The sequence below is a fragment of the Luteimonas notoginsengisoli genome, from assembly GCF_042648885.1.
In the GTDB taxonomy this organism is placed as follows: domain Bacteria; phylum Pseudomonadota; class Gammaproteobacteria; order Xanthomonadales; family Xanthomonadaceae; genus Luteimonas; species Luteimonas notoginsengisoli.
The window spans coordinates 632,658-649,496 of sequence record NZ_JBHRYF010000001.1; the positions used below are offsets into that span (position 1 = coordinate 632,658).

General features: G+C 69.2%; 16 protein-coding genes and 1 tRNA gene. 4 read left to right on the top strand and 13 right to left on the bottom strand.

All coding sequences use genetic code 11. The features are described 5' to 3' along the window. Window positions 1-98 precede the first annotated feature (98 nt). From ACFOM9_RS03030 to ACFOM9_RS03070, 9 genes are all read right to left on the bottom strand, one after another. Window positions 99-836, bottom strand: a complete 738-nt coding sequence (locus ACFOM9_RS03030; protein ID WP_386706052.1) for a DNA-formamidopyrimidine glycosylase family protein — start codon at window positions 834-836, stop codon at window positions 99-101. A gap of 271 nt (window positions 837-1,107) precedes the next feature. After that, window positions 1,108-3,024 carry a 1-deoxy-D-xylulose-5-phosphate synthase gene (gene dxs / locus ACFOM9_RS03035; protein ID WP_386706054.1) on the bottom strand — a complete coding sequence of 639 codons (1,917 nt, stop codon included), beginning with the start codon at window positions 3,022-3,024 and terminating at the stop codon, window positions 1,108-1,110. Between the two features lie 178 nt (window positions 3,025-3,202). After that, window positions 3,203-4,387, bottom strand: coding sequence for a hypothetical protein (locus ACFOM9_RS03040; RefSeq protein WP_386706056.1), 1,185 nt, complete (start codon window positions 4,385-4,387; stop codon window positions 3,203-3,205). 362 nt (window positions 4,388-4,749) lie between these two features. Next, on the bottom strand, window positions 4,750-5,424 hold the full coding sequence (locus ACFOM9_RS03045) for an HNH endonuclease (RefSeq protein WP_386706058.1): 675 nt from the start codon (window positions 5,422-5,424) through the stop codon (window positions 4,750-4,752). Between the two features lie 174 nt (window positions 5,425-5,598). Next, complete coding sequence (locus ACFOM9_RS03050; protein ID WP_386706060.1) at window positions 5,599-7,386, bottom strand: acyl-CoA dehydrogenase C-terminal domain-containing protein; 1,788 nt, start codon at window positions 7,384-7,386, stop codon at window positions 5,599-5,601. Between the two features lie 67 nt (window positions 7,387-7,453). Continuing rightward, window positions 7,454-7,936: an NDR1/HIN1-like protein gene (locus tag ACFOM9_RS03055; protein WP_386706062.1), complete on the bottom strand. Its 483-nt coding sequence runs from the start codon at window positions 7,934-7,936 to the stop codon at window positions 7,454-7,456. 281 nt (window positions 7,937-8,217) lie between these two features. After that, window positions 8,218-9,090 (bottom strand): NmrA family NAD(P)-binding protein, encoded by an 873-nt coding sequence (locus ACFOM9_RS03060; protein ID WP_386706064.1) that lies wholly within the window; start codon window positions 9,088-9,090, stop codon window positions 8,218-8,220. Between the two features lie 64 nt (window positions 9,091-9,154). Then, window positions 9,155-9,841, bottom strand: a complete 687-nt coding sequence (locus ACFOM9_RS03065; RefSeq protein ID WP_386706066.1) for a helix-turn-helix transcriptional regulator — start codon at window positions 9,839-9,841, stop codon at window positions 9,155-9,157. A gap of 353 nt (window positions 9,842-10,194) precedes the next feature. Beyond that, a tRNA-Phe gene (locus ACFOM9_RS03070) sits at window positions 10,195-10,270 on the bottom strand. Window positions 10,271-10,442: 172 nt separating this feature from the next. Here ACFOM9_RS03070 and ACFOM9_RS03075 point away from each other — a divergent pair. Then, the gene (locus ACFOM9_RS03075) at window positions 10,443-10,886 is read left to right on the top strand and encodes a DUF6491 family protein (protein WP_386706068.1); all 444 of its coding nucleotides are present in this window, start codon (window positions 10,443-10,445) and stop codon (window positions 10,884-10,886) included. Here ACFOM9_RS03075 and ACFOM9_RS03080 read toward each other — a convergent pair. The 4 genes from ACFOM9_RS03080 to ftsY all read right to left on the bottom strand — a co-directional run bounded on the left by ACFOM9_RS03080 (window position 10,856) and on the right by ftsY (window position 14,995). Beyond that, window positions 10,856-11,137, bottom strand: a complete 282-nt coding sequence (locus tag ACFOM9_RS03080; protein ID WP_386706070.1) for an oxidative damage protection protein — start codon at window positions 11,135-11,137, stop codon at window positions 10,856-10,858. The two genes, ACFOM9_RS03075 and ACFOM9_RS03080, sit on opposite strands and share 31 nt — an antisense overlap. Continuing rightward, complete coding sequence (mutY, locus tag ACFOM9_RS03085) at window positions 11,134-12,219, bottom strand: A/G-specific adenine glycosylase (protein ID WP_386706072.1); 1,086 nt, start codon at window positions 12,217-12,219, stop codon at window positions 11,134-11,136. Before mutY ends, ACFOM9_RS03080 begins: the two co-directional genes overlap by 4 nt. After that, window positions 12,216-13,469, bottom strand: a complete 1,254-nt coding sequence (locus ACFOM9_RS03090) for a hypothetical protein (RefSeq protein ID WP_386706074.1) — start codon at window positions 13,467-13,469, stop codon at window positions 12,216-12,218. The genes mutY and ACFOM9_RS03090 overlap by 4 nt, the downstream gene beginning before the upstream one ends. A gap of 254 nt (window positions 13,470-13,723) precedes the next feature. Then, a complete protein-coding gene (gene ftsY / locus ACFOM9_RS03095; protein WP_386706076.1) occupies window positions 13,724-14,995 on the bottom strand; it encodes a signal recognition particle-docking protein FtsY in 1,272 nt (423 codons plus the stop codon). Window positions 14,996-15,083: 88 nt separating this feature from the next. Here ftsY and rsmD point away from each other — a divergent pair, with 88 nt between their 5' ends. From rsmD to ACFOM9_RS03110, 3 genes are read left to right on the top strand one after another with little or no spacing between them, the layout of a single operon-like run. Then, complete coding sequence (rsmD, locus tag ACFOM9_RS03100) at window positions 15,084-15,725, top strand: 16S rRNA (guanine(966)-N(2))-methyltransferase RsmD (protein WP_386706077.1); 642 nt, start codon at window positions 15,084-15,086, stop codon at window positions 15,723-15,725. Continuing rightward, window positions 15,722-16,225: a pantetheine-phosphate adenylyltransferase gene (coaD, locus tag ACFOM9_RS03105; protein WP_386706079.1), complete on the top strand. Its 504-nt coding sequence runs from the start codon at window positions 15,722-15,724 to the stop codon at window positions 16,223-16,225. Before rsmD ends, coaD begins: the two co-directional genes overlap by 4 nt. Before the next feature lie 59 nt (window positions 16,226-16,284). Then, complete coding sequence (locus tag ACFOM9_RS03110; RefSeq protein WP_386707272.1) at window positions 16,285-16,776, top strand: hypothetical protein; 492 nt, start codon at window positions 16,285-16,287, stop codon at window positions 16,774-16,776. Window positions 16,777-16,839 lie beyond the last annotated feature (63 nt).

Below are 16,839 nucleotides of genomic sequence, written 5' to 3' on the forward strand. Positions count from 1 at the left end.
GCGGCGCCGAGGTTGTCGACCTGACAGCCGCTGATGACCTGCGAAGGACGGCTGGTGCACGGCAATGCCTCGCTTGATGCGTAGCCCGTAGCCTGCCCCTATTCGTAGACCTTCTGGCACGCCTCGCAGAAGAACGCGCGCCGATGGGCGGCGCCGAAGGACTTCACGTAGCTGATGCGGTGGCCGTCGCGCGGACACGTCTGCTTGGTGTGCACCTGGTAATGCTTTTTCAGCTCGAACGCCTTGCGCCAGCGGTAGAAGTCGAAGCTGTAATCGCGCGCTTCGCGCACCAGATCGCCGAGCTTGCGCGGCGACAGGGCGCCGACCCGGCTGCCCGGGTGCAGCCGGATGCGATGCAGGACTTCGTTCTTGATGATGTTGCCGACGCCCGCGAACACGTCCTGGTCGAGCAGTACGTCGGCGACCAGGCGGTCGGGCCTTGCGCGCAGCTTGCGACGCGCCTGCGCCGGATCCCACTCGTCGGCCATCACGTCGCCCGACCAGTCGTAGAGTTCGTCCAGCGGCTCGGAGAGGAAGCGGACCGAGCAGGCGTAGAAGTTGATTTCGCGATCGCGGGTGAAGCCGAGCGAGAGCCTCGGCGTCGCGTCCTTGCGTTCGTCGATCAGCCACCTGCCGTAGAGCAGGAAGTGGATGCGAATGGTGAACGGATCGAATTCCAGCAGCAGCTGTTTGCCCCAGTTGCGCACGCGTCGCAGGGTCTTGCCGTCGATGTCCGAGATCGGCTGCCGGGAGTTGCCGGCGACCCGCAGCACGCGCTTGCCGGCGAACGGTTGCAATGCTTCGCGCAGGATGACGAGGGACGGACCTTCGGGCATGCGGGGCGGATGGAGGCGGGGCATTCGACACTAGGCCGGACGGCGTGAACGCCGCGACAGCCCGACAGCGACAGCCGCCGGCGTACCACGACCGATCAGTGCAAGCTGCACGTCGCGATGCCATCGGACCGGGCGATTCAAGCCACGTTGGCGTCAGATGCGCAGTGCGACCCGATCCGGCGAAGCGTTCGCCGAACAAGGTGCCCGATCCGCGCGGCGACGCGGCTGCCGAGTGAGTCGAACAGCGACGACGCCGAGGGTTTCGCCCGCGTCAGCTGGCCGCGGTGCGCGCGGTTTGCAGGGGCGGCCTGGCCAGCCCGGGCCAGCGTGCCAGCAGGGCGGCGCGGATGCCGGCAACGTCCAGGCCGGCTTCGGCCAGCAGGTCTTCGCGGCTGGCGTGGTGCTGGAACGTGTCGGGCAGCCCCAGGTGCAGGATCGGCAGGACCACGCCGGACGCGTTCAGCAGTTCGGACACCGCCGACCCGGCGCCGCCCATGACCACGTTGTCTTCCAGCGTCGCGAATCCGTCGTGCGAGCGGGCCAGTTCGAGGACCAGCTCGCGGTCGAGCGGCTTGACGAACCGCATGTTGACCACGGTGAGGTCCAGCTCTTCGCCGACCTGTTCGGCTGCCGGCACCATCGCCCCGAACGCGAGCAAGGCGACGCGCGCGCCGCGGCGACGCAACTGCGCCTTGCCGATCGGCAGCGTATCGAGCTCGGGTTGCACCGCGACGCCTGGGCCGCTGCCGCGCGGGTAGCGCACCGCGGCCGGGCCGTCGAAGCGGAAGCCGGTGGACAGCATCTGCCGGCACTCGTTCTCGTCCGCCGGCGCCATCACCACCATGTTCGGGACGCAGCGCAGGTAGGAAAGATCCAGGTTGCCGGCATGGGTGGCGCCGTCGGGTCCGACTACGCCGCCGCGATCGATCGCGAACAGCACGTCGAGGTTCTGGATCGCGACGTCGTGCACCAGCTGGTCGTAGCCGCGCTGCAGGAAGGTCGAATAGATAGCGACCACCGGCTTCGCGCCTTCGCAGGCCATGCCCGCGGCGAGCGTCACGGCGTGCTGCTCGGCGATGGCGACGTCGAAGTAGCGCTCCGGGTATTCCTTGCTGAAGCGCACCAGGCCCGAGCCCTCGCGCATCGCCGGGGTGATGCCCATCAGCTTGTCGTCGGCCGCGGCCATGTCGCACAGCCAGTCGCCGAACACGTCGGTGTAGGTCGCCTTCCTGACCGCGCCAGGCTTCTTGACCACGCCCAGCTCGGGATCGAACGGCGACACCGCGTGGTAGCCGATCTGGTCGCCTTCCGCGAGTTCGTAGCCTTTGCCCTTGGTGGTGATGACGTGCAGCAGCTGCGGTCCCTTGAGCTTGCGCAGCACCTTCAGCGCGGCGACCAGCGCCTTGACGTCGTGGCCATCGATCGGCCCGGTGTAGTGGAAGCCCATTTCCTCGAACAGGGTCGACGGCACGAACATGCCCTTCCAGTGTTCCTCCCAGCGGCGCACGAACTTCGCCGCCGGCTTGCGCTTGTCGCCGAGCAGCTTCTTGCCGCCTTCGCGCAGCGCGTTGAGGGTATTGCTGCCGGTGGCGCGGCCGAGCATCTTGGTCAGGCCGCCGACGTTCTCGCTGATCGACATGCGATTGTCGTTGAGGACCACCAGCAGGTCGGGTTCCGGTTCCATGCCGCCGGCGTGGTTGAGGGCCTCGAACGCCATGCCCGCGGTCATCGCGCCATCGCCGATGACCGCAACGACCCTGCGGTCGTTGCCGGCGCGCGCATTGGCGATCGCCATGCCCAGCGCCGCCGAGATCGAAGTCGACGAATGGCCGACGCCGAAAGTGTCGTATTCGCTTTCCTCCCGCTTCGGAAACGGCGCCACGCCGCCGGCCTGCTTCACGGTGTGGATCTCGTCGCGGCGCCCGGTCAGGATCTTGTGCGGATAGCTCTGGTGGCCGACGTCCCAGACGATGCGGTCGTCCGGCGTGTCGTAGAGCGCATGCAGGGCGACGGTCAGTTCGATCACGCCGAGCCCGGCGCCGAAATGACCACCCGACTTGCCCACCGATTCGATCAGGTAGGCACGCAGTTCGTCGGCGATGGCGGGCAGTTCGGCTTCGTCGAACTGGCGCAACTCGGCCGGGGAGTCGATGCGCGAAAGGCGCGGATAGCGCGAAGAGTCGATCATCCCGGCATTTTCCCCTCCACCGTCGTGACGGGCAAGGCAAACCGGCTTTTGCGCGGCGTGCGGGGCGTCGCGCTTGTGCCGGCGCCGTCACCGCGGCAGCCGGCATTGCGACATTGCGCGAAACCGTACGTACGGCCAGGCAAGGTCGCCGGAGGGGGCCGCCGGGCGGCGGCGCGCGTTATTTTCCGCGCAGGCGCCCGAACAGGCCGGTCGGCTTGGTCGCCTCGATCGGCTCGACGGGTTCGTCGGGAGCGAGGTCGGCGAATCCGGTGGCGAGGCTGGCGTTGATGAAATCGGCTACGTCGGATACCGGCATGCCGCTGGCCTCGGCGAGCTCACGCACCGTCGCCGGGCCCTTCATCATCGCCGTGGCGATGCGGAAATGCTTGGGATACTCGCGTTCGGTCTGCGGCCACTTGTTGAGACGGTAGCGGCCGTCGGGATCGTGGCCGGGCAGCAGCGCACCCTTGCCGGCCAGCAGGGCATCGAGCCACTGCAGGCGCTGCAGCGGCTGCGCGGCGCCGGCTGCGGTGCTTTCACGGCTCCAGTCCGCGTCGTCGACATCCACGAAGTCTTCGCGCTGCACCACCGACGCGAACGCGGGGGCCAGCGGCTTGAGCGCCGCCGGGCCGTGGTAGCTGCGGTTCGACGGATCGATCAGCAGGACGACGCCATCGCCACTGCGATAGCGCACGCGGCGTTCGAGGGCGCCGGGCGCGAGCCAGTCGCCCAGGCGCCGCTCGCGCGGTGCGGCTGGTTGCGGGGCGGACTCTGTCGCCGGTGGGGCGGCGGCAACAGGTGCAGCCGCGGTTGCAACGGGTGCAGCGGAATCCGGTGCGCGCTCTTCGATCGCCGGAGCGGGGTCGTCGGTCGCATCGGATGCGGTTTGCGTGACGGCCGGGGTGCCTGGCACGCGCTCCGTCGGCGAGGCTGCGGGAGGTGACGGCGCGGGCTGCGGCGCAGGAGATGGGGGCGAGGAGGCTGCCGGCGGTGCGAGATCCGCTGCGGCGGCGGCCCTTGGCGCGGAGTCGCTGGCTGCCTCGGGCACGGAGACGCCGGCCTGGGCCGCGACGTCGCGCAGCAGGGTCGAGAACGAGTCGCTGTCGAAAGGTCGCCCCAGCCGGAAATCGGTTTGCGAGCGAGGTGCGGTGGTCAGCCCGATCACGTGCTTGCCCGCGGCGTGCAGGCGCAACCAGCTCATCGGCCCGTACATGCTGTCCATGTCGACCATGATGTGTTCGGCCTCGGTTTCCGGCACCAGCTGCCAGAGGCTGCCGATCCGCGCATTGGCGTGGATGAAGGCGGCCTTCAGTGCGGTTTCGGTGGCCGGATCCATCCCGGTCAGGCCAAGGGTCAAGGGCATCGTCACAGTCCGGCGTTTCGCAGCCCACGAGTGTTGCCAAGTGCGCGGCGCGCGTCAACGCGCGTGCTGCGGCAGCTTGTGGCCCGTCCGCGTCAGTTGCTGCCATGCCGCGAGGCGCGATCGGCCGCGCATCCGGGAAAAGTGAGACGTAGAGCGCAGCGCGCGCGACTGGCGTTCGCGGGGTAGCGCGGATGGAACGGGCGTCCATCGGGGAACAGCCGCGCCCGGAACCCGTCCGCACGGACCAGACTGGGAAGGCCAGCGACAGACGAGTTGCAACTGCGTTCGAAAAACATGGAGGTCGCAGCGTGCGGCGCGTGCCGGTTCGCGCTCGAACGCGAGGGGCAGCCAGGCGGATGCGATCAGGCGCCGAAGCGGCGCGAGCGCTTGGGGAGATGGTGCTTCAGGAACGCCATCTGGTCGGCGAGGATGTTGCGGTTGCTCAGGATCAGATGCTCGACCCAGCTCGGGCGATAGGGCACCGCGAGCAGCGGCATCGACGCCTGCTGCGGCGTGCGCCCGCCCTTGCGGGAGTTGCAATGGAAGCAGGCGGACACCACGTTTTCCCAGCTGTCACGCCCGCCCTGCGACAGCGGCTTGACGTGATCGCGCGTGAGCTGCTGGCGGCTGCAGTCGCGGCCGCAATACAGGCACAGGTGCTGGTCGCGCGCGAACAGTGCGGCGTTGGTGAGGGCAGGCGTGGGATCGAGGGCGTGCGCGCGGGCGTGGCCGCGGGCGGCGATGATCGGGTGCAGGGGCTGGACGCTGCGTTCGCCGCTGAGACGGTTGGTGCCGCCGTACACCACCAGGCAGGGGTCGCCCAGGGTCCACGCCACCGCGCCGCGCGCATACAGGCAGGTGGCATCCTGCCAGCTCATCCAGTCGAGCACGCGGCCGTGGGCGTCGAGCGAGAGCAGGCGCACGGCATCGAGTCGCGCGGGATGTGGGTCAGCGGTGCGATGGGTCGAAGCGGCGGCAGCCGGGTCCGCGAGGTCCCCGGTCCGGATCAGGCGAAGATTCGCTCTGTCGGTCTCCATCGGGCGACCAGCTTATACCCGATTGTTTGCGTTTTGGTAGCGCGTGCGCGCGCCCGCAGTCGCCGACGCCACGGTCGGGCAGGCGGAGGCGTCGTACGGGGCATCGGATGCGCTGTATCGCGCTGTCGCCGGATTCGGCTCGCCCTGACCTGGCGCTGGTACCGCGGCCAGGTTTCAGTCGAACCGGTCGGCGTCCATCGTCATCAGCGACGCAGCGCCGCTGTCGATCGCGGCCTTGTGCGCAAGCGTGCGCGGCAGGATGCGGGCGAAGTAGAAGCGCGCGGTCTCGCGCTTGGCGTCCTTGAACGCCTGCGGCTGCGACGAGGCATCCGCGGCGGCAACGCTGCGCGCCCACCAGTAGGCCAGCGCCATGTAGCCCGAATAGAACAGGTAGTCGTATGCGGCGGCACCGATCTCGTCGGCGTCGCCCATTGCGCGCTTGCCGATCGCCAGCGTCAGCGCCTGCCATTCGCCGGCCTTGGCGCGCAGCGGTTCGAGGAACTCGCGCAGCGCCCCGTCCTCTGCGTGCGCCTGGCAGAACGCCTCGACCATCCCGAGGAACACGCGCAGCCCGGCGCCCTGCAGCTGCATCGTCTTGCGACCCATCAGGTCCAGGGCCTGGATCCCGGTGGTGCCTTCATACAGCGTGGTGATGCGCGCGTCGCGCGCGAGCTGCTCCATGCCGTGCTCGGCGATGTAGCCATGGCCGCCGAAGCATTGCAGTGCGTGGTAGGTGCACTCCACGCCCCATTCGGTCAGGCAGGCCTTGACGATCGGGGTGAGGAAGCCGAGCAGGGCGTCGGCGCGTTCGCGCTCGCCGGCGTCGTCGGCATGGGCGACGATGTCCACCAGCGAGGCGGCGTGGTAGCCGAGCACGCGCCCGCCTTCCACCAGCGCCTTCTGGGTGAGCAGCATGCGGCGCACGTCGGGATGGACGATGATCGGATCGGCCGGCTTGTCGGGGAACTTGGCTCCGGTGAGCGAACGCATCTGCAGCCGCTCGCGGGCATAGCGCAGCGCGTTCTGGTACGCGCGGTCCGCCAGCCCCAGGCCCTGCAGGCCCACTGCCAGGCGCGCGGTGTTCATCATGGTGAACATCGCCATCAGGCCCTTGTTGGGCTCGCCGATCAGCCAGCCCTGGGCGTCATCGAAGTTGATCACGCAGGTCGCCGAGCCGTGGATGCCCATCTTGTGTTCGATCGCGCCGCAGCGCACCGCGTTGCGTTCACCGACGTGGCCGTCGCGGTCCACGCGCAGCTTGGGCACGATGAACAGCGAGATGCCCTTGCTGCCCGCCGGGGCGTCCGGCAGCCGCGCCAGCACCAGGTGCACGATGTTGTCGGTGAAGTCGTGCTCGCCGGCGGTGATGAAGATCTTGGTGCCGGTGATCGCGAAGCTGCCGTCGTCGCGCGGTGCGGCGCGGGTCTTGAGCAGGCCCAGGTCGGTGCCGCAATGCGGCTCGGTCAGGCACATGGTGCCGGTCCAGCGGCCGTCGACCAGCGGCTTGAGGAAGACCTCCTGCTGCCATGTTTCGCCGTGATGCAGCAGGGCCTCGGTGGCGCCGTGCGAAAGCAGCGGGAAATTGCCCCAGGCCAGGTTCGCCGCGTCGATCATTTCCTTCAGCGGGATCGCCGCCAGATGCGGCATGCCCTGGCCGCCGAACTCGACCGGCGACGCCAGTCCCGACCAGCCGCCGTCGACGAACTGCGCGTAGGCCTGCTTGAAGCCCGGCGGCGTGGTGACCGCGCCGGTGGCCTGGTCGTAGCCGCAGCCGACCTCGTCGCCAACCCGGTTGAGCGGCGCCAACACGGTTTCGGTGAAGCGTGCCGATTCGTCGAGCACCGCGTCGATGATGTCGCCGGTGGCTTCGGTGAAACCGAGCCTGGCGAACAGCGCCTCGGCGCCGAGCACATCGTGGAGGGCGAAGCGGATGTCGTGCAGGGGGGCCTGGTAGGTGCTCATGCCGCGATCTTGTTTCCAGTTCGGATGGGGTTGGCGAATGCGGCGACGACGGTGGTCGCCGGGTGCGCTAGCGCAGCACGCCGGGCAGGCCGGGGACCGGGGTCAGGCCGCTGGTGCGCTTGATGTCGAAGCTGCGCGAGCCCTTGTCCTCGGGAGCGGCCCGCAGCGTGCCTTCGAGCGCGTAGCCGATGCCGTGGTTGCCGCCGAGCGCGTCGGCGAGCGCGATGCGCGCCGCCGAAGTGGGGGTGTGGGTCAGGGTCACCACGTCGGCCGACTCCGGGCCGATCGAGATGCCGGCGTTGCCCTGCAACGTGCCCGCGGGCTGGTCGCCAAGGGTCACCGCCAGGTCGATCGCCTCGAAACGCATCGGGATGCTGCTGTAGTTCTGCAGGCGCAGCTCCACCGACCAGCTGCCATCGGCGCGCACCGTGAGCTGCTGGATGCTGGCGCTGGGTTCGGACACGCGCCGCACCGGGCCGTTACTGCAGGCGCCGAGCAGCAACGCGGTGGCTGCTGCGAGAAACAGGAACGACAACCCGCGACGATGCATGACCGATCCCCAGTGGGTAGAGAGGAGGACCGGAAAATACCACGGCGTATGGGCTCGGCGCGAAGCCGCTGTTGGGGGCTGGGTTCCGGTCGCCGCGAGGCATCGGCCCAGGGCCGAGCGGTGCCGGTGCGCCGGCATCAACACCGGGTCAGGTACCGCCGGATACGCAGCGCGCGTTTCACCGGCGCGAAGACAATCCGGCCCACGTCGGGTTCGCTACGCCGCTACGGCATGTGTCGCACGCCACACCCGTCCGGGCTGGCTGTCGGAAGTGCGCATCGTCACTTGCCCTCGTGACGCCGGGCAACCAGTTCCGCGATGTAGCGCTGCAGGCTGACCGTACCGCGTAACGGCGTATCGCTGAACTCGAATCCGCCGTCGACGCTGGCTTTGCTCATTCGCGCGTAGGAAGTGGCCGCCTTCTCCGAGAAACCTTGGCTGAGGAATGCATCTTTCCACCCGGCGCGCGGCGTGATGTCGAGTCCCACCGGCTTGCCCAGCGCACGCGCAAAAGCGTCGGCGACCTGGCGGACGGTATAGCGTTCGGGCCCCTCGACTTCCCGGATCGCGATGTCATCCGTCCCCGAAAGCAGGCGATCGGCGGCGAACCTGCCCAGATCCGCAGGTGCGACCATCGGGATCGCAAGATCGGCCGGGAAGATCGTGCTCAGCTTTCCGGTTGTTTCGACCGATTCGAGCAGCCCGTCCCAGTTGCTCATGTAGTACGCGCCACGATTGATCGCGGCAGGAATCGGCTGGCGGCGAAGACCCCGCTCCAGCTCCCAAAGCACATTCAGGTCGCCCAGGCATTCGCCTTCCTGCGCCCCGCCGGTGGACGCAGCGACGACTTTCTCCAGGCTTGCCCCTTCCAGCGCTTCGAGGATCTTGGCAGCCGTGCGCCGCTCGATGGTGTCAGTGTCCTGTGCGACATCGGCAGGGGGGTTCAGCAGAAAGGCGCGCTTCGCGCCACGGAAGGCAGCGCGGAGACTGTCGACGTCCTCGACATCGGCCTGGGCGAAGCGCGCTCCCTGGTCGCGCAGGCGCGAGGGGCCGTCGACAGCGCGGGTGATGACGATGACCTGCTCGCCGCGCCAGAGCAGTGCTTCTGCAACGGCAGACCCGACATGTCCCGTTCCACCCATGATGGCGTGCATGACCAGCTCCTGTTCGGAAAGCACCAGCGTGGGCGAGGGCAGTGTCAGGTCCTGTCAGGAGTCGCTAGAACTCGGCCTTGGGTTCGAGCCGTCTAAACTCCGCGAGGAGTTCCTGTCGAGAGCGGGGCGGCGATTCGGCCAGGACCTCGGCAAGCTCGATGCGATCGATGCGGAAATTGCGGAACGCCCGGCGCGTCTCGCACCAGGCGCCGAGCATTTCGATTTCGTCAAACCAGCCGAGCACCGTGGGCCAGACGACGCGCTGGCGCGCCTGCTTGCCAGCCGATCGGTAGCGCAGGCGGAGCTTGCGTTCCTCGCTGATCGCCTGCCGCACGATGCCGAGCGTCGCGTCTCTTGGGGTTCTCGGCGGGCCAACCAGGAACGGCGCCAGACGCGCGCCATGGTCATCGAAACGGGAAGGCGCGGCCGAAGCGAGTTTCGCGCGCACATGCGAAGCGGATTCGACCAGCGCGGGGTCGCCGCGACGCAGCACGAAGCGCAGGCCCAGGAGAATCGCAGCGGCTTCCTGCTGGTTGAAGCTCAGTGGAGGCAGGAAGTAATCGCCTCGGAGCAGATAGCCGACCCCGGCACTGCCTTCGACGACGGCGCCGCGACTTGCGAGGACGCGCATGTCGCGATAGATCGTTCGCTCGCTGACTTCAAAGCGCTCGGCCAGCGCCTTCGCCGTCACGGGCCGGCGACGCGCGCGCAGGGCCTGGAGAATGGCAAGGAGGCGCTCGCTGCGCACCATCGGAAGAGACCACTGATCTGGGGTTGCTTTCGCTGGGTAGGCGAGGATAGAGCAGGTCGCAGGCACGTCGTGTGTAAAGGGCATCGCGCCGGTGCATGCCGAAGGCCGACAGAGGTCTTGATCAGAACCCGGGCAAGAGCGCGCGGAAACCCGTGCCCCGACCTGCGCGGACTCCGGTTGCGGCCGTGCAGACCATGCTCGGAAAATGCGCCAACCCGACCACTTTCCTCGCGAGTCGTCAATCAGTGCCGCGGTCCTTGGGCACCAAGCCCTGGCCGGGCATGCGCGGCCTGGCGCACCCGCACAAAACGAAAACGCCCCGCTCTGAAGAAGCGAGGCGAACGGTGTACTTGTGGTGGCCGGGGACGGAATCGAACCGCCGACACGGGGATTTTCAATCCCCTGCTCTACCAACTGAGCTACCCGGCCGGAACGCATCGGCGCTGGGCCGTGCGAGGGCGAGATGATACGGGGCCGGGCGACAGGCGGCAAGCCAATCCGCATCCCGGCTGAATGGCGGCGACAGGCTTGACCGGATCCTGCGCGGTGGCGGCGCATGATCGGGGCTCCGCAAGCAATCGCACCGCGATATGGAGCCGCGATGAAAACCTTCCCGACCCTTGTGTGGCTGTCCCTGGTCATGGCGACCGCGTCCTGCGCGAGCACGGGCATGAGCGATGCCGACGAGCTGGCCACCTATCGCGCGCACGCCGGTGCGCCCGTGCGCAGTTTCCAGTTCTTTGGCCAGATCAACGGCTGGACCCCGCTCGGCGACAGCGCGGTCGCGGTGTGGACCAAGCCCAGCGAAGCCTGGCTGCTGGAGCTCTCCGGCCGCTGCCCGGGCATCGACTTCGCGCCTGCCATTACCGTGACCAGCCAGCTCAACCGGGTCAGCGCGAAATTCGACAAGGTGGTGCCGCTGGGCTCGGGGACGATGGACATTCCGTGCCAGATCAGCGAGATCCGCCCGCTCGACGTCAAGGCGATCAAGCAGGCGGAAAAGTCCGCGCGCGATCAGCCCGCGGCGGGGTCTTCGGGCACGTAGCCGGCCGGCGCTTCGGAACCGCCGGAGAACAGGAACTTTTCCATCTCGGTCTCCAGGAAGGCCCGGTGCTTGGGATCCAGCGGCGAGAGCCGGTTCTCGTTGATCAGCATGGTCTGGTGCGCCAGCCAGGCCGCCCAGCCGGCCTTGCCGATGCCCGCAAACACGCGCCTGCCCAGTTCGCCAGGCCAAGGCACGAAGTCCAGGCCCTCGGCGTCTTTGTTCTCATACTGGCAATGCACCCTGCGGCTCATGTCGGTGGATCCTCGTGTTCGGGGCGGAGCTGCGTTTCGAGCAGCGTCCTGATCGGCGCCGGGATGCCCAGCGTCCGAAGTTCGTCGCGTGCCACCCAGCGTAGGTCGTCATTGTCGCCGACCGTGTCGCGCATCGCGACTTCGCGCCAACGCAGCGGCTGCAGCGCAAGCCGGTAGTGGGTGAAACCGTGGGCGATCGCCTCGAGCGGTTCGCCGTGGTCGTAGTCGCCATTGACATGCCCCCCGAACCATTCGCGGGCCGCGGCGTGCGTGGCGGCCTCCGGTAGCGACCACAGCGCGGCCCACGCCCCCGTGGTTGGGCGCCGCTGCAGCAGCACGCGCCCGTCCGCATCGCGCAGCAGCAGCACGTGGGCGCTGCGCTCCGGCAAGGGCTTGCCGGGCTTTGCTGTCGGCAGCACGGCGACGCGGCCGGTGGCCAGCGCAACGCAGCCGCCTTGCAGCGGGCACAGCACGCATGCCGGATCGTGGCGCGTGCACAGGGTGGCGCCGAAATCCATCTGCGCCTGGGTGTAGTCGGCCATTCGCGCGGAGGGCAGGTGCGACTGTGCGATTTCCCACAGCACTTTCTCCACCTTCGGCAGGCCGGGCCAGCCCTCGATGCCGTGGTAGCGGCACAGCACGCGCTTGACGTTGCCGTCGAGGATCGCGAAGCGGTCGCCCCAGGCCTGCGACAGGATCGCCCCCGCGGTACTCCGGCCGATGCCGGGCAGGGCGACCAGTGCGTCGAAATCCCGAGGCAGGTCGCCGCTGTGGAGTTCGACGCAGGCTCGAGCCGCTGCGTGCAGGTTGCGGGCGCGGGCGTAGTAGCCCAGCCCCGACCACAGGGCGAGGACGTCGTCGAGCGGCGCTGCGGCCAGCGATGCCACGTCCGGCAGGGCGCCGACGAAACGCTCGAAGTAGGGCACCACCACCCGCACCTGCGTCTGCTGCAGCATGATTTCCGACAGCCAGACGCGGTACGGCGAGCGCGGATGCTGCCAGGGCAGGTCGTGGCGGCCGGAAACATCGAACCAGGCCAGCAGGCTTGTGGCGAACGTGTCGACATCGCGCGCCGCGCTCATGGCGCGGCGTCCCGTGGCAGCGAGGGATCTTCGATCCGGATCTCGACGCCCTCGAGCTGCGCGCCGGAGATCTCGAGTCGCGGCGTGGAAAGATGGCCCGACAGCGGCGGCAGCGGCGACCCGTTCGCCGCCGACGCCATCCATGTCGTCACGTCGGGCAGGCGGAAGCGCGCATCGAGCCGGGTCTCGTCGCGGCGCAGGCGCAGCGAGGCGGGGTCGGACAGATTGGCGCGGCCCAGGTAGTGCAGCGTGAACGGCAGCGGCGCATCGGACTCGCCGATTGGCGGTGGCAATGCCGGCCACGCTTCGGGCCAGTCAGCGAGCTTGCCTTCCATGTCGAGCAGCAGGCGCTTGCCGTGGGCCAGCGTGCCGCCGGCATCGATGTCCGGGACCAGGCCGTCGCCGCGCAGCGCGATGCCGGCCGGGGCGAGCGCCAGCGTGCCGCCGCGCAGCAAGAGCGGCGAGGTGATCGCGAAAGCGAACGGCAGCCGGGTATCACCGGATTCGTAGCGGCCGCCCACGCGCGCGCGCAGGCGTTGGCTGCGGATGCCGTCGTCGCCGAAGTGCAGTGGCGCGGAGAGCCAGACCCTTGCCGGCAGGCGCCAGCTGCCGGAGGAAGCCGTCACCGGGCCGACGATGGCGATGCCGGCGTCGTTGGCCGGTCGCGACATGGCCACGGCCAGGTCGAAGCGCAGTGCGAGCTCGCCCGCCGCGAAGCGCCCTGAGGCGCGCCCTTCGACGCGCCGGTCCGGCTGAAATCGTGGCAGCGAGATCGCGAGCCCGTCGACGCGCCAGCCGTCGCCGTCGATGCGTCCGTCGCTGACCTGCAGGCCATCGCTGAGCGTGGGCATGCGCGATTTGCCGGGCGGGCGCGTCGCCAGCCAGTGCTGCAGCGCCGGCAGGTCGAGCACCGGGGCATCGAGTTCGATGCGGGTGATGTCCAGTTGCTCGCCGCGGCTGCGCACGGTCGACCACGGCACCGAGACATGCATGCGCTGTGCTCGCAGCAGCGGCGTTTCGGCGCCCGGCTCGTGCACGGCCACGTTGCGTACGACCAGCAGAGGGCCGCCGCGCAGGCGGTATTCGCTGGTGCCGGTGGCGGTGATTTCCAGGCCCAGCGACTTGCCGAGCGTGTGGAGCACGAAGCCGGTGACGCGCTGCGGTTGGAGGAGCAGGGACAGGCCCAGCCCAAGCAGGACCAGGAGCACGGCTGCGGCGGCGAGGAGAATGATCGCGCGCTTCTTATGCATCGGCGGCGTCCGATGGTATTGCCGGTGGGGTCGGTTCCTGCGCCCGATGCATGGACTGCCATGGCATCAAGGACGATAGGCTTCTCACCGTGAAGGATGGAGTCGCCGTGCCTTGCCGGTGCAAGCAATCCTGTGGGAGCGGCTTGATCTGCGCGCCGTTTGCGAGGAGACCAGGCGAAGCGAGAAGCTCGCGGCCGAGGCCGCTCCTGCATGGCTTCAGCGATGGCGGCAGCGAACGATGCGCCGCCGCCGGACTAGGCGCTGCCCAGCTCACCGGGCAGCAGCGCGTCGACAAAGGCTTCGGCGTCGAACACGCGCAGGTCCTCCGGGCGTTCGCCGATGCCGGCGTAGCGGATCGGAATGCCGAACTCGCGCGCCAGCGCGAACACCACGCCGCCCTTGGCGCTGCCGTCGAGTTTGGTCACGACCAGGCCGGTGACCCCGGCCGCGGCGTGGAACTGGCGCAGCTGCGACAGCGCGTTCTGGCCGGTGGTGCCGTCGATCACCATCAGCACCTCATGCGGCGCGGCCGGATCGAGCTTGCCGAGCACGCGCTTGATCTTGCCCAGCTCGGCCATCAGCCCCTGCTGCGTGTGCAGTCGGCCGGCGGTGTCGGCAATCAGCACGTCGACGCCGCGTGCCTTCGCCGCCTGCAGCGCGTCGAATGCGACCGATGCGGCGTCCGCGTTCTGCCCCTGCGCAATCACCGGCACGCCGTTGCGTTCGCCCCACGCCTGGAGCTGGGCCACCGCGGCGGCGCGGAACGTGTCGCCGGCGGCCAGCATCAGGCTGCGGCCCTCGTCCTTGTAGCGCCGCGCCAGCTTGCCGATGGTGGTGGTCTTGCCGACGCCGTTGACGCCGACGGTGAGGATCACGAATGGCCTGGCGCGGTCGTCGATCACCAGCGGTCTGGCGACCGGCTGCAGCAGCGCGACCAGCTCCGCCCGCAGCGCCACGAGCAGCGCGCGCGCGTCGCTGAACTCGCGCGCTTTCATCCGCTTGCGCAGGTGCTCGACCAGCTGCGTGGTGGCGGTGACGCCGACGTCGGCGGTGATCAGTGCGGTCTCGATCTCGTCGAGCAGGTCGTCGTCGAGCTTGGGGTTGCGCGAAAACAGTCCGCCGAGCCCCCGCGCGATGCCGCTGCCGCGCAGGCGTTCGCGCCAGCCGGGCTTGCCGGGTGCGGCAGCGGGCTTCTCCTGCACCCGAGGTGGCGGCGCGGCAACGTCGATCGAAAGCGCCGGCGCCTGCATTGCGCCCTGCGCGGGCAGGGCCGGCGCGACCGGGTGTGCCGGCACGTCGCTGGCGATCGGCGGGGCAGCTTCGGGCGCGGGCTTGTCGCCGTCGGCGACCGTGCCGGCGGCGGGGATGGCGGCATCGGGCGTTGCCGCATTGGAGGATTCCGGCGCGCCCGGCGCCTTGGGAAACGCCGCGGCCAGCGCCTCGATGTCCAGGCCGCCCTTGCGGGTCTCGCCGTCGGTGCCGGCGGCCGCACCCTTGTCCTTCTTGCGGCGGAAGAAACTGACCATTCGTCGCCAATGCGGTGGGGGAATGAAATTGTCCGCGCGAGCGCGGAAAATGGTCGATCATGGTAGCACCCGGCATCGAAGCGACCGCATGAAATCCCGCAGTGCGAAAGCGGCCACGGGCGGCCGCGAAGGCAGCGTGCGCATCATCGGCGGGCGCTGGCGCGGCACCCGCTTGCCGGTGCCCGACATGCCTGGCTTGCGGCCCACCTCCGACCGTGCGCGCGAGACGCTGTTCAACTGGCTGCAGCCGGCATTGCCCGGTGCGCGGGTGCTGGACCTGTTCGCCGGCAGCGGCGCCCTGGGCCTCGAGGCGCTGTCGCGCGGCGCCCGCGAAGCGCTGCTGGTGGAACGCGACCCGCTGCTGGTCGAATCGCTGCGGGCCACGGTCGAGCGGCTGCACGCCGGCGGCGAAGCCACGCCCGTCCGCGCTGACGCGCTGGCCCTGCTGCGTGCGCCGCTGCACGGGCGTTTCGACATCGTGTTCGTCGATCCGCCCTTCGACAACGACCTGTGGAATGCGGTGCTGGCGGCGTTGCCGCCGTGGCTGGCCGATGACGCGTGGCTGTACCTCGAATCGCCGGCCGACCGCCGACTCGAACCAGGCGCCGGATGGCGCCCGCACCGCGAGGGCGGCAGCCGCGAAGCACGCCACGCCCTGTACCGTCGATCGGGCGGGGGCGCTGCTACACTGCCGCAGGTTCCCGACGACAGCGCGACGAGCACTCCATGAGCGTGGCCCGCAACCGCATCGCGGTCTATCCCGGCACCTTCGATCCGATCACCAGCGGCCACGTCGACCTGGTCGATCGTGCCGCGCCGCTGTTCGAGCGCCTGATCGTCGGCGTCGCCGCAAGCCCCGGCAAGGGGCCGGCGCTGCCGCTGGCGCTGCGCGTGGAGCTGGCGCGCGAGGCGCTGGCCCACCACGAAAACGTCGAGGTGCGTGGTTTCGATTCGCTGCTGGCGCACTTCGTGAAGGAAGTCGGCGGCGGCGTCCTGCTGCGCGGCCTGCGCGCGGTGTCGGATTTCGAGTACGAGTTCCAGCTGGCCAGCATGAACCGGCACCTGATCCCGGAGGTCGAGACCTTGTTCCTGACCCCGGCCGAACAGTACGGCTTCATCTCGTCATCACTGGTGCGCGAGATCTCGCGCCTGGGAGGCGACGTCACCGATTTCGTTCCGCCGGCCGTGGCGCGCGCGCTGCAGGCCGAATGGCAGCGGAGCCGCGAATGAGCACCACCCTCCAACCACCCGTCCAGGGGAGCCACATGAAAACCTTCTCCATGAACATCCTGAGCCACCGCGCGCTGCAAGTCTTCCTCGTCGCCTGCCTCGTGCTGCCGTTTGCGGCATGCAAGAAGGAAGAAGCGCCGAAGGAAACCGTCAAGGCGCCGGTGGCCGCGCCGGCTGGCGACGACATCGCCGCATGGCGCACCTACGTATCCGACGCGGTGACCCGCAACATGGGCGGCGTCAGCAACCAGCCTTACGTGTACCTGCTGCCGGGTGAAAACTCCGAAGGCTTCGAGGGTTCCTACGAACGGCTCGCCGAAAAAGCCGAGACCGACGTCGCCCGCGGCATCATCGCCGGCAACATGCTGGCCTACGCGTCGCCGGCCTCGGCCAAAATGGCGGACATCGTGATTGCCTCGTTCAAGGACGTGCCCGCCGACACCATGAAGGGCGTGCGCGTGCTGTTCATCGGCGACGCGGCCGACGATCCGCGGGTCAAGGCTGCCGTCAGCCCGGCCGGCGTGGACTACGTGTTCATCGAAGCCAAGTGATGCACTGAATCCTCCTTCGCGCGAGGTCCGGAGGGGCGGTGAAGCGGGCGATCAACCTCGCCG

Coding starts and splice junctions, on each gene's coding strand:
- ACFOM9_RS03030 (WP_386706052.1), bottom strand. CDS start 836: ATGCCCGAAGGTCCGTCCCTCGTCATCCTGCGCGAAGCATTGCAACCG.
- dxs (WP_386706054.1), bottom strand. CDS start 3,024: ATGATCGACTCTTCGCGCTATCCGCGCCTTTCGCGCATCGACTCCCCG.
- ACFOM9_RS03040 (WP_386706056.1), bottom strand. CDS start 4,387: ATGCCCTTGACCCTTGGCCTGACCGGGATGGATCCGGCCACCGAAACC.
- ACFOM9_RS03045 (WP_386706058.1), bottom strand. CDS start 5,424: ATGGAGACCGACAGAGCGAATCTTCGCCTGATCCGGACCGGGGACCTC.
- ACFOM9_RS03050 (WP_386706060.1), bottom strand. CDS start 7,386: ATGAGCACCTACCAGGCCCCCCTGCACGACATCCGCTTCGCCCTCCAC.
- ACFOM9_RS03055 (WP_386706062.1), bottom strand. CDS start 7,936: ATGCATCGTCGCGGGTTGTCGTTCCTGTTTCTCGCAGCAGCCACCGCG.
- ACFOM9_RS03060 (WP_386706064.1), bottom strand. CDS start 9,090: ATGCACGCCATCATGGGTGGAACGGGACATGTCGGGTCTGCCGTTGCA.
- ACFOM9_RS03065 (WP_386706066.1), bottom strand. CDS start 9,841: ATGGTGCGCAGCGAGCGCCTCCTTGCCATTCTCCAGGCCCTGCGCGCG.
- ACFOM9_RS03075 (WP_386706068.1), top strand. CDS start 10,443: ATGAAAACCTTCCCGACCCTTGTGTGGCTGTCCCTGGTCATGGCGACC.
- ACFOM9_RS03080 (WP_386706070.1), bottom strand. CDS start 11,137: ATGAGCCGCAGGGTGCATTGCCAGTATGAGAACAAAGACGCCGAGGGC.
- mutY (WP_386706072.1), bottom strand. CDS start 12,219: ATGAGCGCGGCGCGCGATGTCGACACGTTCGCCACAAGCCTGCTGGCC.
- ACFOM9_RS03090 (WP_386706074.1), bottom strand. CDS start 13,469: ATGCATAAGAAGCGCGCGATCATTCTCCTCGCCGCCGCAGCCGTGCTC.
- ftsY (WP_386706076.1), bottom strand. CDS start 14,995: ATGGTCAGTTTCTTCCGCCGCAAGAAGGACAAGGGTGCGGCCGCCGGC.
- rsmD (WP_386706077.1), top strand. CDS start 15,084: ATGAAATCCCGCAGTGCGAAAGCGGCCACGGGCGGCCGCGAAGGCAGC.
- coaD (WP_386706079.1), top strand. CDS start 15,722: ATGAGCGTGGCCCGCAACCGCATCGCGGTCTATCCCGGCACCTTCGAT.